The following is a 13,765-nucleotide window of genomic DNA, read 5'->3' on the forward strand; positions in this document are numbered from 1 at the left end:
ATGGCGCAATGCCCCCTGATCCGAACGATGTGCGGCCGTACCCGGCCCTGGACGAGGTGGACCGCGCGATCCTGACCGAGCTGGCCGCGGACGGCCGGTTGCCGAACAACGCCCTCGCCGAGCGGGTGGGGGTGGCGCCCTCCACCTGCCTGACCCGCACCCGCGCGCTGCGCGAGCGCGGCGCGATCCGTGGCTTCCACGCCGAGGTTGACCCGGCCGCGCTCGGCCTGCCGTTGCAGGCGCTGGTGTCGGTCCGGCTGACGGCGCACGAGCGGGCCGCGGTGGACGCGTTCCGGGCCCGGTCGGTGCGGCTGCCCGGGGTGGTGTCGGTGTTCCACGTCGCCGGCGCGGAGGACTACGTGCTGCACGTGCGGGCCGCGTCCGGGGACGCGCTGCGCGACTTCGTGCTGGACCACCTCGCCGTCGATCCGGTGGTGCAGCACACCCAGACCAGCCTGATCTTCGAACAGGCCCGCGGGATGGGCTGAGCAGCGCCGGGACTGCGAGCGGTCCGATCGAATGCCGGCCAAGCGGAACAAAAGCGTCCGGTGACGGGTTGGCCAAGCGTGTGATCACCGTACCGTTGTCTGTTCTTGATCTTGCTCCGGTCGCCAAGGGCACCACCGCCGGCGCGGCGCTGCAGGCCACCACCGAGCTGGCCCGGCGCACCGAGGAGCTGGGCTATCACCGTTTCTGGGTGGCCGAGCACCACAACATGCCGGCGATCGCCAGCTCCGCTCCCGCCGTGCTGCTCGCCCACCTGGCCGCGAACACCTCGACGATCCGGCTCGGGTCGGGCGGGGTGATGCTGCCCAACCACGCGCCGCTGGTGGTGGCCGAGCAGTTCGGCACCCTGGAGGCGTTGCACCCCGGCCGGATCGACCTGGGCATCGGCCGCGCGCCGGGCACCGACCAGGTGACCGCGCTGGCGCTGCGCCGCACCATGGAGGGGCTGTCGGCCGAGGGCTTCCCCCGTGAGCTGGCCGACCTGATGAACTACTTCAGCGGGGAGCGCCCCGGGCAGATCATCGCCACCCCGGGGCGGGGTGAGCAGCCGGCCGTGTGGCTTCTCGGCTCCAGCGGTTTCAGCGCCCAACTGGCCGGCCTGCTCGGCCTGCCGTTCTCCTTCGCGCACCACTTCAGCTCGGCGAACACCCTGCCGGCGCTGGCGCTGTACCGGCAGAATTTCCGGCCGTCGCAGTGGCTGGACAAGCCGTACGCGATGGTGGCGGTCAACGCGGTCTGCGCGGAGACCGACGAGCGGGCCGAGTGGCTGGCCGGACCGAGCGCGCTGTCGTTCCTGAAGCTGCGCTCCGGCCGGCCGGAGCCCCTCTCCACGCCCGAGGAGGCGGCGGCGTACCCGTACAACGAGATCGAGCGCGAGTTCGTGGAGCAGCGCCGCGACGGTCAGGCGATGGGTTCGCCGGAGACGGTGCGCCGGCAGTTGACCGATCTGGTGGAGCGGACCGCCGCGGACGAGCTGATGCTGACCACGCTGGTCTACGACGTGCAGGACCGGGTGCGCTCGTACGAGCTGATCGCCGAACAGGTGGCGGGCGGCCTGCACCGGGCGGCGTGAAACACGATCTTCACGTCACCGTCACCCTGGCGACCCGGACGGTGCCTAACGTAGGTTCCGGTGGTGGTACGGCATCCCCGGTCGGGACGGGTCGGGAATGCCGCGGTGTGGCGCACCGGGCCGGAGCTGAGCGGATTCCGCGGCTACGGCCCGGTGCCTGCCACCCACGTCGACCTTGAAGACCTCCAGCCCCGGGTCGAGGTCGCCCACACTCGACTCTTGCCCCGGCGAACGATGCCTGATCAACTCGTCCGGGTGAGCGCCCCACACATGGATCCCGACGAGTTCCGCCGCGCCGGCCACGCCGTCATCGACTGGATCGCCGACTACTGGGCCACGCTGGAGCAGCGTCCGGTGGCTCCGGCCGACCCGCCGGGCACGGTGGCCGCCGCCCTGCCGGCCTCCCCGCCCACCGCCTGCGAGCCGGTTGAGGCGGTCCTCGCCGACCTGGACGCGATCGTCGTACCGGGGCTCACCCACTGGCAGCACCCGGGCTTCTTCGGCTACTTCCCGGCCAACACGTCCGGTCCGAGCCTGCTCGGCGACCTGGTCAGCTCCGGGCTCGGCGTGCAGGGCATGCTCTGGGCCAGCAGCCCGGCCTGCACCGAGCTGGAGACCGTGATGATGGACTGGCTGGCCCAGTTGCTGGACCTGCCGCAGCGGTTCCGCTCGAGCGGCAGCGGCGGCGGAGTGATCCAGGACTCGGCCTCCTCGGCGACCCTGGTGGCCACCCTGGCCGCCCTGCACCGGGCCAGTGGAGGCCGCTGGCGCGACGCCGGCATCGACCGGCGCTACCGCGCGTACACCTCCGTGCACGGGCACTCCTCCATCGAGAAGGCCGTGCGGATCACCGGGCTGGGCAGCGACGGGGTCCGCCCGATCGAGGCGGACCCGGAGACCCTGGCGCTACGGCCGGCCGCGCTGCGCGCCGCGATCGAGGCCGACCTGGCCGCCGGGGAGATCCCCGCCATCGTGGTCGCCACCATCGGCACCACCTCCACCACCGCCATCGACCCGCTGCCGGAGATCGGGGCGATCTGCGCCGAGTACGGGATCTGGCTGCACGTGGACGCCGCGTACGCCGGCGCCGCCGCCGTCTGCCCGGAGTTGCGCTGGTCGCACGCCGGCCTGGAGTACGCCGATTCGTACTGCTTCGACCCGCACAAGTGGCTGCTCACCGGCTTCGACTGCGACGCGTTCTGGGTGGCCGACCGCGGCGAGCTGGTCGAGGCGCTGACCGTACTGCCGGAGTTCCTGCGCAACGCGGCCAGCGAGTCCGGTGCGGTGATCGACTATCGGGACTGGCAGGTGCCGCTGGGCCGCCGGTTCCGGGCCCTGAAGCTGTGGTTCGTGCTGCGCTGGTACGGCGCCGAGGGGCTGCGCGCCCACATCCGCTCCGGGGTGGCGCTGGCCGCCCGGTTCGCCGACCGGGTCCGCGCCGACGGCCGGTTCGAGCTGGCGGCGGCGCACCCGTTCTCGCTGGTCTGCTTCCGGCTGCACGCCGACGACGACACCAACGCCGAGTTGCTGGCCCGGGTGAACGGCACCGGGCGGGTGCACCTGACGCACACCCGGGTGGCCGGCCGGTACACGCTGCGGCTGGCGGTCGGCTCGCCACAGACCGCCGAACGGCACGTCGACGAGGCGTGGGAACTGCTGACCGCCGCCGCCGACAACCTGCTCCGCCCGTGAAAGGAAGGGCCCTCATCAACGCCCCGTGTAGAGGAAGGTTCCCTTCCTGACAGGTTGCTTCGCTCAGCGGGCGGCTGGCGTACCCGTGCCGGCGAGCTCGGCCGGGACGGCGCCGACGGCCGCCGGGGCGGGAGGAACGTCGGCGGCGGGGGCGCTCGCCGCGAGGGCGGGCACGGCGGTGGCGCGGGCTTGGCGGGTACGGCGCAGGGCCCGCACGGCCAGCACCAGCGCGGCCAGCCAGCCGGCGGCCAGCAGGGCGTAGACCGCGGGGCGGACCGGGCCGTCCAGCTCGGCGGAGCGGATCAGGGTGCGGGCGTTGGTCAGCACGATCACGCCACCGACCGCCGCGCCGAGCAGTTGGGCCGGCACGATGCGCACCAGCCAGGCGGCCAGCGGTGCGGCGATGAGCCCGCCGATGAGCAGCGCGGCGACGGTGGGCAGCAGGAACCCCTCGCTGCCCAGCCCGATCAGGAAGCCGACGCTGGCCGCGCCGGCCACCACGAACTCGGCGGTGTCCACCGAGCCGATCACCTTGCGCGGCTCCAGGCGGCCGGACACCAGCAGCGCCGGAGTGGCCACCGGGCCCCAACCGCCGCCACCGGTGGCGTCGACGAAGCCGGCGACCAGGCCGAGCGGGCTGAGGAAGCGCCCCCTCAGCCGCCCACCGGCCCGGTCGGTACGCAGCGGCCGGGCGAAGCGGACCAACAGGTACGCGCCGAGCGTGAACAGGATGCCGGCCATCCACGGCGCGGCCGACTCGGTGGAGATCGAGCTGAGCAGGGTGGCGCCGGCGAACGCGCCGATCGCGCCGGGCAGCGCGATGCGGGTCACCACCCGCCAGTCGACGTTGCCGAACCGCCAGTGCGCCACCCCGGCGGCGAGCGTGGTGCCGATCTCGGCCAGGTGCACCGAGGCCGACGCGGCGGCCGGGGCGACCCCGGCGACCAGCAGCAGGGTGGACGACGTCAGCCCGTACGCCATGCCGAGTGAGCCGTCGATCAGCTGCGCGGCGAGCCCGACCAGAGCGAGGAGCAGCAGCTTGCGCACGAGCGCCCCCTGACTTTTCGGCATCTCCTATCGACTTGGTCGACAATGCGGCACGGGGCGGGCCGGGTCAAGTGCCCGATCGGTGGATGGGACGCCGGCGGTCAGATCCAGGCGCGCGGATCGGCGGCCAGCTCGGTGACCCGGGCGGGCAGCGCGTTCGCGGCCACGTCGCCGACGCTGACCAGCTCCAGGATCTCGCGCTCGCTGGCTCGCAGCGCGATCCAGACCTCCTGCAGCGCGCGGGCCGGGCCGTGATAGCCGAGCGTCTCCGGACGCTGCCCGCGTACGTGCGCGAGCGGCCCGTCGATCACCCGGATCACCTCCGCGAGGGAGATCTCCTCGGCCGGACGGGCCAGCCAGTAGCCGCCCTCCGGACCCCGCTGGGCGTGCACGATGCCGCCCCGGCGCAGCTGGAGCAGGATGCTCTCCAGGAACTTCGGCGGAATCTCCTGGGCACGGGCGATCTGGTCGGCCGTGACCGGCCGGCCCCGCCCGGGGCCGCTGGCCTTTGCGGCGAGCTCGGCGGCCGCGCGAAGGGCGTAGTCGACCCGAGCGGAGAGACGCATGTCGGCAAGGTTAGCCCGCTGGTCAGCCGGCTGGACGGGCGGCCCTCGGCCGATCGGCCACGCATCGACGAAAAGCCGGCCTGCTCATGTCTCGTCCGGGAGGCATTCGAGGACGGGTGAAGTGCGTCATGATCCGCCGCACGGTGGGCCCCGAAAAGCTGTTCCGAGGCGTCCTTATGCTGGGCGGGGAGTACGGCTGTCGGACCTTTGCGCGGGCTCCATCAGCACATTGATGAACACCCGGGTCCGACTCGGGGGGAAGGCACACGATGACCGATATCGCGACCCGCACCTGGGATGGCATGACCATCCCGGTCGCCGGCACCTATCGTCTCGATCAGGCGCACAAGCGGATCGGTTTCCTGTCGCGGCACATGATGGTGAGCCCGGTGCGGGGTGAATTCGCCGAGGCGACCGCGCAGATCTTCGTGGCGGAGGACCCACTGCTCTCCTCGGTGACCGCCACCATCGAGACCGCGAGCATCACCACCGGCAGCATCGACCGGGACACGCACCTGAAGAGTGCCGATTTCCTCGACGTGGAGCGCTATCCCACGCTTGAATATCGAAGCACGGGTATCAGTCGGCAGGGCAGCGAGGACCCGATCTTCTACTGGGCCCGCTTGCGAAAGCATCGACTCGCCGGACGAGGCAGAAGTCACAATCTCCCACCGCAGTCGGACCCGGCACCCGGACGATTCGTGCTCACCGGCGAGTTGACGGTGAAGGGCATCACCCGGGTGGTCGACCTTCGGGTGAATTTCGGCGGCGCTCGGCGCGATCCGTACGGACAGAACATCTTCGGATTCAGCGCGACGGCGGAAATCAACCGCGAGGACTACGGCCTGCTCTGGAATGTCGCGCTGGAAAGTGGCGGAGTTCTGGTCGGAAAGACCGTCCAGATCGAGATCGCCGGCGAGGGCATCCACCAACCCTGATCCGCCCGGCGCTCATCGATGCGACTGCGCCCGGCGGGACGGCCGCCCCCGCCGGACGCAGCCTGTGCTCAGAGGTGCGTGCCTGGCGGGGATGACGGCAGCCTCAGGCGCCGACGCGGCGCAGCAGGCCCTCCTGCACGGCGCTGGCGATCTGCCGGCCGTCGGTGGTGAACATCCGGCCGGTGGCCAACCCCCGGGCGCCGGACGCCGACGGGCTCCAGCAGTCGTAGAGGAACCACTCGTCGGCCCGGAACGGCCGGTGGAACCAGAGCGCGTGATCGAGGCTCGCGCCGACCACCCCGCCCGGCCCCCACACCTCGCCGTGCACGGAGAGCACCGAGTCCAGCAGGGTGAGGTCCGAGGCGTAGGTGAGCGCGCAGGCGTGCAGCAGCGGATCGTCCGGCAGCTTGCCGTCGATGCGCATCCAGACCCGCTGGTGCGGGTCGGCGGGACGGTCGCCGGGACGGACCCAGCCCGGCTCGCCGACGTAGCGCACGTCGATCGGGCGCGGAATCTGACCCCAGATGCCCAGCCGCTCCGGGTAGCGGGACAGCCGGTCGGTCATCGTCGGCACGTCCTGCGGGGCGGGCACGTCCGGCGGGGCCGGCGCCTGGTGGTCCAGCCCCTCCTCGGCCCGATGGAACGACGCCGACATGAAGAAGATCGGCTTGTCGTGCTGGAGCGCGACCGCGCGGCGGACCGAGAAGGACCGGCCGTCGCGGATGTTCTCCACCTGGTACTCGATCGGTTCGACCGGGTCGCCGGGGCGGACGAAGTAGCCGTGCAGGGAGTGCACGAACCGCTCCGGGTCGACCGTGCGGCCGGCGGCGACCAGCGCCTGGCCGGCGACCTGGCCGCCGTACACCCGCTGCGGGCCGACCGGGGGGCTCATGCCCCGAAAGGTCATCTCCCCGGTCGGGTCGAGGTCCAGGACCTCCAACAGCTGGTCCACCGCGGCCTGGCCGACCGCGACCCGGCCGTCGCTCACTGCAGCGCCCGTGCCGACGCCGCGTCGACGAGCGACCCGAGCTGGTGGACGCGCAGCGTGTTGGTCGAGCCGGGGGTGCCGGGCGGGCTGCCTGCCACGATCACCACGTAGTCGCCCGGGTTGGCCCGGTTGAGCCCGAGCAGCGCCTGGTCGACCTGGCGGAACATGTCGTCGGTGTGCTCGACGAACGGCATCAGGAAGGTCTCCACGCCCCAGGTCAGGGCGAGCTGGCTGCGCACCTCGGGGACCGGGGTGAAGGCCAGCAACGGAAGATCGCAGTGCAGCCGGGACAGCCGCCGGACGGTGTCACCGGTCTGCGAGAAGGCGACGAGCGCCTTGGCGTTGATGGCCCGGGCGATCGACGAGGCGGCGACGGTGAGCGCGCCGCCGTGCGTACGGGGGTCGTGCTGCAACCGGGGCACCCCGATCGAGCCGGCCTCGGTGGTCGTCACGATCTTGGCCATGGTGCTGACGGTCAGCACCGGGTACTTGCCGACGCTGGTCTCGCCGGAGAGCATCACCGCGTCCGCGCCGTCGAGCACCGCGTTGGCCACGTCGGAGGCCTCCGCCCGGGTGGGGCGGGAATTCTCGATCATGGAGTCGAGCATCTGGGTGGCCACGATGACCGGCTTGGCGTTCTCCCGGCACAGCTGCACGGCCCGCTTCTGCACCAGCGGGACCTCATCCAGCGGCATCTCGACGCCGAGGTCGCCGCGGGCCACCATGACACCGTCGAAGGCCAGCACGATGGCCTCCAGGTGGTCCACCGCCTCCGGCTTCTCCACCTTGGCCAGCACCGGGCGGAACACGCCCTCCTCGGCCATGATGCCGTGCACGAGCTTGATGTCCTCGGCCGAGCGGACGAACGAGAGGGCGACCAGGTCGACCCCGAGCCCCAGGGAGAAGCGCAGGTCCTCGGCGTCCTTCTCCGACATGGCGGGCACGCTGACCGCCACGTTGGGCAGCGAGATGCCCTTGTTGTTGGAGACCGGCCCGCCCTCGGTGACCAGGCAGCGGATGTCGTTGCCGGTGACGTCGGTGACCTCGACGGCGACGCGGCCGTCGTCGATCAGCAGCCGGTCACCGGGCTTCACCTCCTGCGGCAGCTTGCGATAGGTGCAGGAGACCCGCTCCTTGGTGCCGATGATGTCGTCGCCGGTGATCACGACCGAGTCGCCGGTGCGCCACTCGTGCGGGCCGTCGGCGAACTTGCCGAGCCGGATCTTGGGACCCTGGAGGTCGGCGAGGATGGCCACCGGCTTGCCGGCCGCCTCGGACGCCTCCCGGACCAGTCGGTAGACCGCCTCGTGGTCAGCGTGGCTGCCGTGGCTGAAGTTCAGCCTCGCCACGTTCATGCCGGCCTCGACGAGACCCCGGATGCGCTCCGGGGACGAGGTGGCGGGACCAAGAGTGCAGACGATCTTCGCGCGGCGTGTCACGCCCATCAGGCTAGTCTCTCCTTCGAGTCGGACTCGGGGCCGACCCCTTGCAGGCAGCGGAACAATTGTCCAACGACGCGCGGTGCGCGTCGGGCCGGCGGGCGGAACCGCACCGGGAACGTTGTGGCGACGGGCAACGGCGACCGCGCGCCGGGAATCGTACGCCTCCGCTGGCACGCACCGTCCGGGTGCTCCCGGCGGCGGCTCACCCGGAGCCCTCCGACGGCGGCAGGGTGGGCACGGCGGTGAGCAGGTCACGGGGGTCGTAGCGCCGCTTGGCCCGGCGCAGCCGCGCCCAGTTCGCGCCGTAGGCCAGCCGGACGCGGTCGGTCTCCTGCGGGGCGAGCAGGTTCGGGTAGCCACCGGGCAGGGCGTGCGGGGCGAGCGCCGCCGAGATGCGCTCGGCCCAGTCCCGGTGCGGCCCGACCACTCCACCCGGCGCCCACACGGCGATCACCTCTGTCAACAGGTGATCGGCGCGCAGGCCGAACGCCGTGTCGGCGAGCCGTACCCGGCTGGCCGCGCCGTGGAAGTGGTGCAGGGCCAGCGCGGAGAACGGCGAGCTGACCTGCCGGGCGGCGTCGACCAGCGCGTCCACCGCGTCGTCGGTGAGCGCGGGCAACCAGTGGGTTCGCAGCAGGTAGTGGTTGCCGTCGACCATCCCGCCGTCGAACATCCGCAGCGCGTCCGCGTACGCCAGTGGGCCGACCTGGTCGACCAGCGGGTGCCCAGCGCCCGCAGCCGGTCCACCCACGGTCGCCCGGCGTCCAGGTCCGGGCCGCTGTAGAACGGGCAGACGAAGATCACCGGCTCGCCGGCGGGGCCGGGCAGGAAGCCGGCCATCACGGTCAGCTCGTCACGATAGCCGCCGATGCACCGGCCGGTCAGCTTTCGGTCTTGGCCAGCGGAAACTCCAACGACCCGGCCGGGCAGAGGAACGTCAGCACGTCCACCCGGTAGAGCCCGGCCTGCACCGCCGGGTCGGCCTCCAGCACGCTGCGTACGTCGTCGACGCTGCCGGTGCGGGCCAGCCCGAAGCCGATCGGCGGGTCCGGATTGCGGGCCGGCCCGTCCACCGAGCCGGCGACCAGGATGATGCCCCGTTGCTGCAACGCCTGCATGTGCTCGGTGTGCTCGGCCTGCAACCGCTGCACGGTCTCGTTGGACAGGGCCCGTCCGGCTGCGCCGGGATAGATCACGATGCACTCGTAGGTGTCGAGCGCGAAGTCGACCTGCGGCACTCCCGCCATGGGCGCTCCCTCCGCCGTCGCGCCGGGTACGCACCAGCCCGGCTGCCCGAGCCGACGTCGCCGGCACGCGCCCAGCGTCGCACGCCGACGGGGGTCATACCGCTCGCTCCGCCCAACTGCCCCCGGCTGGTCTCCGCGGGCCGGATGTCAGGAAGGGCACCTTGCTAACGCCTGGTGTTGTACAAGGGGCCCTTCCTGACGGTGAGCTTCAGGGGCCGAGGTGGGCGTAGCCGGCCCAGGTGTCGGGGCGGTCGGGCAGGGCGGCGCGGAGCCGGCGGACCGACCGGTGCAGGGCGACCGCCGCCCGGTCCGGTGCGATCCCGCCGGGCACCGCGAGGCCGGCGTACAGGTCGGCGCAGAGCCGTACGGTCAGCGCGTCCGAGATGGACCAGAGCGCGCCGATGACGTGCCGGAACCCGGCGAGCTGGAACGCGGTGCCGAGGGTGAGCGCCTCGTCGGGCAGGGCCGCCCCGCCGCGCACGGTCTCGCAGGCGGACAGGACCGCCAGCGCGCCCGGCCGGCCGGCGGGGCGCCACAGGTCGCGGACGTGCAGCGGGCCGCTGGCCAGCGCGAGGTGCCCCCAGGCCGGGGCGCGCAGGTCCTGCGTGCCGTGGCAGGACAGGTGGGCGACCGGCTGGTCGGGCAGCGCGGCGAGCACGGCCGCCGGGGTGGCCGCCGGGCCGAGGAGCGAGCGGACCCGCGGCAGGTGCTGGCGGACGATCTCCTCCTCCTGCGCGACGCCGGGCAGGTCGGCCAGGCCGGGGGTCTGCGGCATGCCGACGAGCAGCGCCGAATCGACCGGCTCGGCCCGGGCCGGCACGCCGCGCCGGGCGCGCGCCAGCGCCCGCAGCGACGCGGTGTACGACGGCACCACCCGGTCCAGCACCCCGTCGCCGCCGTCGAGCGGGCCGGCCGCGTGCACCGGCAGCAGGGTGAGCAGCCCGGTCGGGCACCACCACAGCCGTGGCCAGTCCACGCCGGCGGCCGGTACGGCGCCGGACGAGGCGGTCGGCGCCGAGGCGGGCGCGGCGGCGTCGAGCACGGGTGCGGCGACGACCCGCCACAGCCAGTCCAGCGCCTGGCCGACCTCGGTCCGGGCCGCCAGCCGGCGGCGCTGCGCCGCGGGCTCCGGGCCGACCGGCCCCGCCGCCCCGGTGAGCACCGCGATCGCGGTCAGGAAGCCCGCCGTCCGGGTGACCAGCTCGGCCAGGGTCAGCCCGGGCAGCGGGACCACGGTGACCTGGCCGTCGGCGACCACCAGCGCGTCGCAGCGCCGCGCGGCCACGTTGACCAACACCACCGGGCCACCGACCGCGGCCCGGGCCAGGGCGGCGAACGGTGGCGGGCGGAGGAAGTCGGCGAAACCGGGCCGGGCGCGGATCTCCGCGAGCAGCTCACGACGGCGCATGGCGAGGTCGTACCGCTGCTCGGCACGGCCGCCCGGACCGGCGGGCGCGAGCGCGGTGAATCCGTCGAGGGCGGCCTGGAGGTCGGCGAGCCGGTCCGCCAGCCGGGGCGACTGCGCGCGCAGTGCGGCCAGGTCGGCGCCCGCGTCGTGGGCCCGGGTCAGCAGGACGCCGCGGCCGTACTCGAGCAGCTCGACGGCGCGTTCCGGGCGGTCGACGGCGATGGCGACGGCCGCCGCGTCACTGGCCAACCCGGGGAACAGCCCGAGCAGACGGGCCTGGTCGTCGGTGTCCATGCCGTGCCAGGCCACCAGGTCGATCAGCTCGATCGCGGTGGCGTACCCGTCGAGCGCGGCCGGCAGGTCGCCGGCCGCGGCGGCGTGCTTCGCGTACCGACTCGCCGCCCTCGCCCGAAGCAGCGACGGCGCGGACTCCACCGCGGCGGCGGCGCGCAAGGCGGCGGTCGCCTCGGCCAGCGCGACGGGGGTGGCGACCGCCTCCAGGGCGGTGGCCAGGTTGCTCAGGCACATGGTGCGGGCGGGATGCTCGGCGGGCAGCGCGTCGACCGCCGCCCGGTTGGCCACCAGCATGGCGGCCGCGTCCGCCTCGTCGCGGAAGGCCCGGTAGCGCAGCAGCAGCGCGCTGCCGAGGTTGGTGTGGATCCGGTGCCGCTGCGCGCCGACCAACGGCTGGCTCTCGCCCAGCCACTGGAGGAGCCGGACCGCCTCGTTCAGCCCCGCCGGGTCGTCGTGCAGACGGTGCCGCAGCAGGTGGGCCAGGGCGAGGGTGGCGTGCGTCTGCACGTACTCGGTTGGCTCGGCTTCCCGTTCGGCCAGTTCGGCCGCCTCGCGCAGCGCGGTCACCGCGGCGTCGGCGTCCCGCGCGGCGCCGGCCCTGATCTGGTCGGCGGGCTGGCCGCCGGCGGGCAGCGCACCGTCCAGGGCAAGCTCCACCCGACGGTTCAACGCGGCGCCGTAGTTGTGCAGCGCCGGCAGCCGGTCCGGGTGCCCGGGCGGCGCGGTCCCGGTCGCCTGCGCCAGCACCTCAATCGCCTCGGTCAGGGTGGCCAGGTCCTGGGTCGAGGTGAACAGGGCCTGCAACACCAGGCCCAGGTTCGAGCGGTACGTGGGCAGCGCGGCGGCGTCCGGTGCGGCGGCGGCGACCGCGGCCCGCAGCGCCACGGCGGCCGCTTCCAGCAGCGCCGGCTCCCCCGCCAGGTCGGACAACTCGCGCAGGGTATTGCCCAGATTGTTGAGCACCTGATGGCGCAGCGGATCGGCGCGGGGCAGCAGTGACTCCGCCTCGGCCAGCGCGTCCCGGGCGGCCCGCAGTGCGCTCACCCCGCCCAGGTCGGCGTGCCCCCGGCCCAGCGCGTACCCGAGTTCGGCGAGCCAGCGGGCCCGGTCGGCCGGTTCCCCGGCGGCGTCGACGCCCTCGCGCAGCAGCCGCACCGCCTCGGTGATGTCGCCGATCCGACGCCGCCGCTCGTACCGGGTCACCAGCAGGCGGCCGACCGCGTGCCGCATCTCGTCCGGGTCCAGCCCACCGTGCGCCGACCGGGATCCGGCCGCCGCCCGGTACGCCTCGATCGCCGCGTCGAGGTCGGCCGGGACGCCGTCGGTCTCGTGCCGCTCCGCGAGCAGGGTCGCCAGGCTGGTCCGTGCCACGCCGGTCAGCTCCGGTTCGAGACCGCCGAACCCGGTCAACGCCGACCGGTACGCCTCGATCGCGGCATCCCGGTCGGCCGTCGCCCGGTCGCGCAGGAACCGTTCGGCGAGCGCCGTGCCGTGCAGCGCGGCGACCCGCGGGTCGCCAGCGGCTCGGGCGGCGGCGAACGAGTCGACCGCGTCGTCGAGGTCGGCTGGCCGACCCCGCAGACGCCACCGGTCGCGCAGCCGCTGCCCGAGGTTGGCCAGCGCCACGGCGCGCACCGAGGCGCCGCTGCCGGTGACTCGGGCCGCGTCCCGGAGCAGCATGATCGCTTCGTCCAGGTCCGCCGGCGCGCCGTCGATCTCGTACCGGTCGCCGAGCACGTTGCCGAGGTTGAACAGCCGGACCGCACGTTCCGGATCGCCGGCCGAGGTGGACTCCAGGCTCTCCCGGTGCGCCTCGATCGCGGAGGTCAGGGCGCTCCGCCGGCCGAGGTGCTGGAACTGCTCGCGGTGCACCCTGCCGAGGGCGGACAGGTAGTGCAGCCGCTCCGGCTCGCCGGCGGGCGTGCCGTCCACCGCCCGTCGCAGCAGAGCCGCCGCCCGGTCGACTCCCCGGTAGTCACGGTTGTTCTCCGCGGCGGCCATCAGCATGACGGCCTCGAGGAACAACGCGCCGGCCTCGCCGTCGGCCAGGCCGCTCGTACGCCCACCGGGAGCGGAGCCGGGGCCCCGGTCGGAACCGGTGGGGGCGGACGCCGGGCCACCGGGACCCCGTGGACCGGGGACCCGGCCGGAGTCCGGTGGTGGTCGGTGCGTGTGCAGCATGGCCAGCAGTGACGGCGGCACCCGTTCCGGGGCGAAGCGCAGCAGGAACTCGGTGAGCGCGACCGCCTGGCCGAGGTCGTCGGCGTCCTCGCCCGGCGGCAGCAGCTGATATCGGTACCAGTGCAAACAGGCGAGGAGGAAGAAACCCTCCGCGACCGGCTCCGGCAGCGGCCCGTGCGCGGGCGTGGCGGTCACGAACTCGATGACCGCCTCGGCGTCCCGGATCGCACCGGAGTCGAGCACCGCGCGGTGGTCCGTCGTGGCGCCGAAGCGGTCCAGCCGCTCCCGCAGCCGACCCACCGGGTCGGACCTGAACCGTCGCCACATCGTGCCTCCCCCGACCGGCCGCACCGACTGGGATCAGGCGTAGCAGATCGGACACG

The 13,765-nt window shown here is 73.7% G+C and carries 11 protein-coding genes; 4 read left to right on the top strand and 7 right to left on the bottom strand.

The genetic code is table 11. The features are described from left to right. Positions 1-8: 8 nt before the first annotated feature. The 3 genes from BUS84_RS14270 (at position 9) to BUS84_RS14280 (ending at position 3,271) form a co-directional block, all read left to right on the top strand. The gene (locus BUS84_RS14270; RefSeq protein ID WP_074312894.1) at positions 9-488 is read left to right on the top strand and encodes an Lrp/AsnC family transcriptional regulator; all 480 of its coding nucleotides are present in this window, start codon (positions 9-11) and stop codon (positions 486-488) included. 68 nt (positions 489-556) lie between these two features. After that, entirely contained in the window at positions 557-1,579 is a 1,023-nt protein-coding gene (locus BUS84_RS14275; protein WP_084757476.1) for an LLM class flavin-dependent oxidoreductase, read from the top strand. Between the two features lie 255 nt (positions 1,580-1,834). Next, complete coding sequence (locus tag BUS84_RS14280) at positions 1,835-3,271, top strand: pyridoxal-dependent decarboxylase (RefSeq protein ID WP_244298577.1); 1,437 nt, start codon at positions 1,835-1,837, stop codon at positions 3,269-3,271. Between the two features lie 63 nt (positions 3,272-3,334). Here BUS84_RS14280 and BUS84_RS14285 read toward each other — a convergent pair whose 3' ends face one another. Then, positions 3,335-4,318, bottom strand: coding sequence for a sulfite exporter TauE/SafE family protein (locus BUS84_RS14285; RefSeq protein WP_074312900.1), 984 nt, complete (start codon positions 4,316-4,318; stop codon positions 3,335-3,337). Positions 4,319-4,419: 101 nt separating this feature from the next. Further along, on the bottom strand, positions 4,420-4,884 hold the full coding sequence (locus tag BUS84_RS14290; RefSeq protein WP_074312902.1) for an RrF2 family transcriptional regulator: 465 nt from the start codon (positions 4,882-4,884) through the stop codon (positions 4,420-4,422). Positions 4,885-5,153: 269 nt separating this feature from the next. Here BUS84_RS14290 and BUS84_RS14295 point away from each other — a divergent pair, with 269 nt between their 5' ends. Next, positions 5,154-5,822 (top strand): YceI family protein, encoded by a 669-nt coding sequence (locus BUS84_RS14295; protein WP_074312904.1) that lies wholly within the window; start codon positions 5,154-5,156, stop codon positions 5,820-5,822. Positions 5,823-5,925: 103 nt separating this feature from the next. Here BUS84_RS14295 and BUS84_RS14300 read toward each other — a convergent pair whose 3' ends face one another. The 5 genes from BUS84_RS14300 to BUS84_RS14320 all read right to left on the bottom strand — a co-directional run bounded on the left by BUS84_RS14300 (position 5,926) and on the right by BUS84_RS14320 (position 13,709). Further along, positions 5,926-6,810, bottom strand: coding sequence for an acyl-CoA thioesterase (locus tag BUS84_RS14300; RefSeq protein ID WP_074312906.1), 885 nt, complete (start codon positions 6,808-6,810; stop codon positions 5,926-5,928). Then, the gene (gene pyk, locus BUS84_RS14305; protein WP_074312908.1) at positions 6,807-8,255 is read right to left on the bottom strand and encodes a pyruvate kinase; all 1,449 of its coding nucleotides are present in this window, start codon (positions 8,253-8,255) and stop codon (positions 6,807-6,809) included. Before pyk ends, BUS84_RS14300 begins: the two co-directional genes overlap by 4 nt. 199 nt (positions 8,256-8,454) lie before the next feature. After that, the gene (locus BUS84_RS14310) at positions 8,455-9,003 is read right to left on the bottom strand and encodes a BBE domain-containing protein (RefSeq protein WP_074312910.1); all 549 of its coding nucleotides are present in this window, start codon (positions 9,001-9,003) and stop codon (positions 8,455-8,457) included. Between the two features lie 130 nt (positions 9,004-9,133). Continuing rightward, the gene (locus BUS84_RS14315; RefSeq protein WP_074312912.1) at positions 9,134-9,499 is read right to left on the bottom strand and encodes a YciI family protein; all 366 of its coding nucleotides are present in this window, start codon (positions 9,497-9,499) and stop codon (positions 9,134-9,136) included. A 208-nt stretch (positions 9,500-9,707) separates the two neighbouring features. Then, complete coding sequence (locus BUS84_RS14320) at positions 9,708-13,709, bottom strand: CHAT domain-containing tetratricopeptide repeat protein (protein WP_074312914.1); 4,002 nt, start codon at positions 13,707-13,709, stop codon at positions 9,708-9,710. Positions 13,710-13,765 lie beyond the last annotated feature (56 nt).

Origin of the sequence: Micromonospora cremea (assembly GCF_900143515.1) — a bacterium.
Lineage (GTDB): Bacteria > Actinomycetota > Actinomycetes > Mycobacteriales > Micromonosporaceae > Micromonospora > Micromonospora cremea.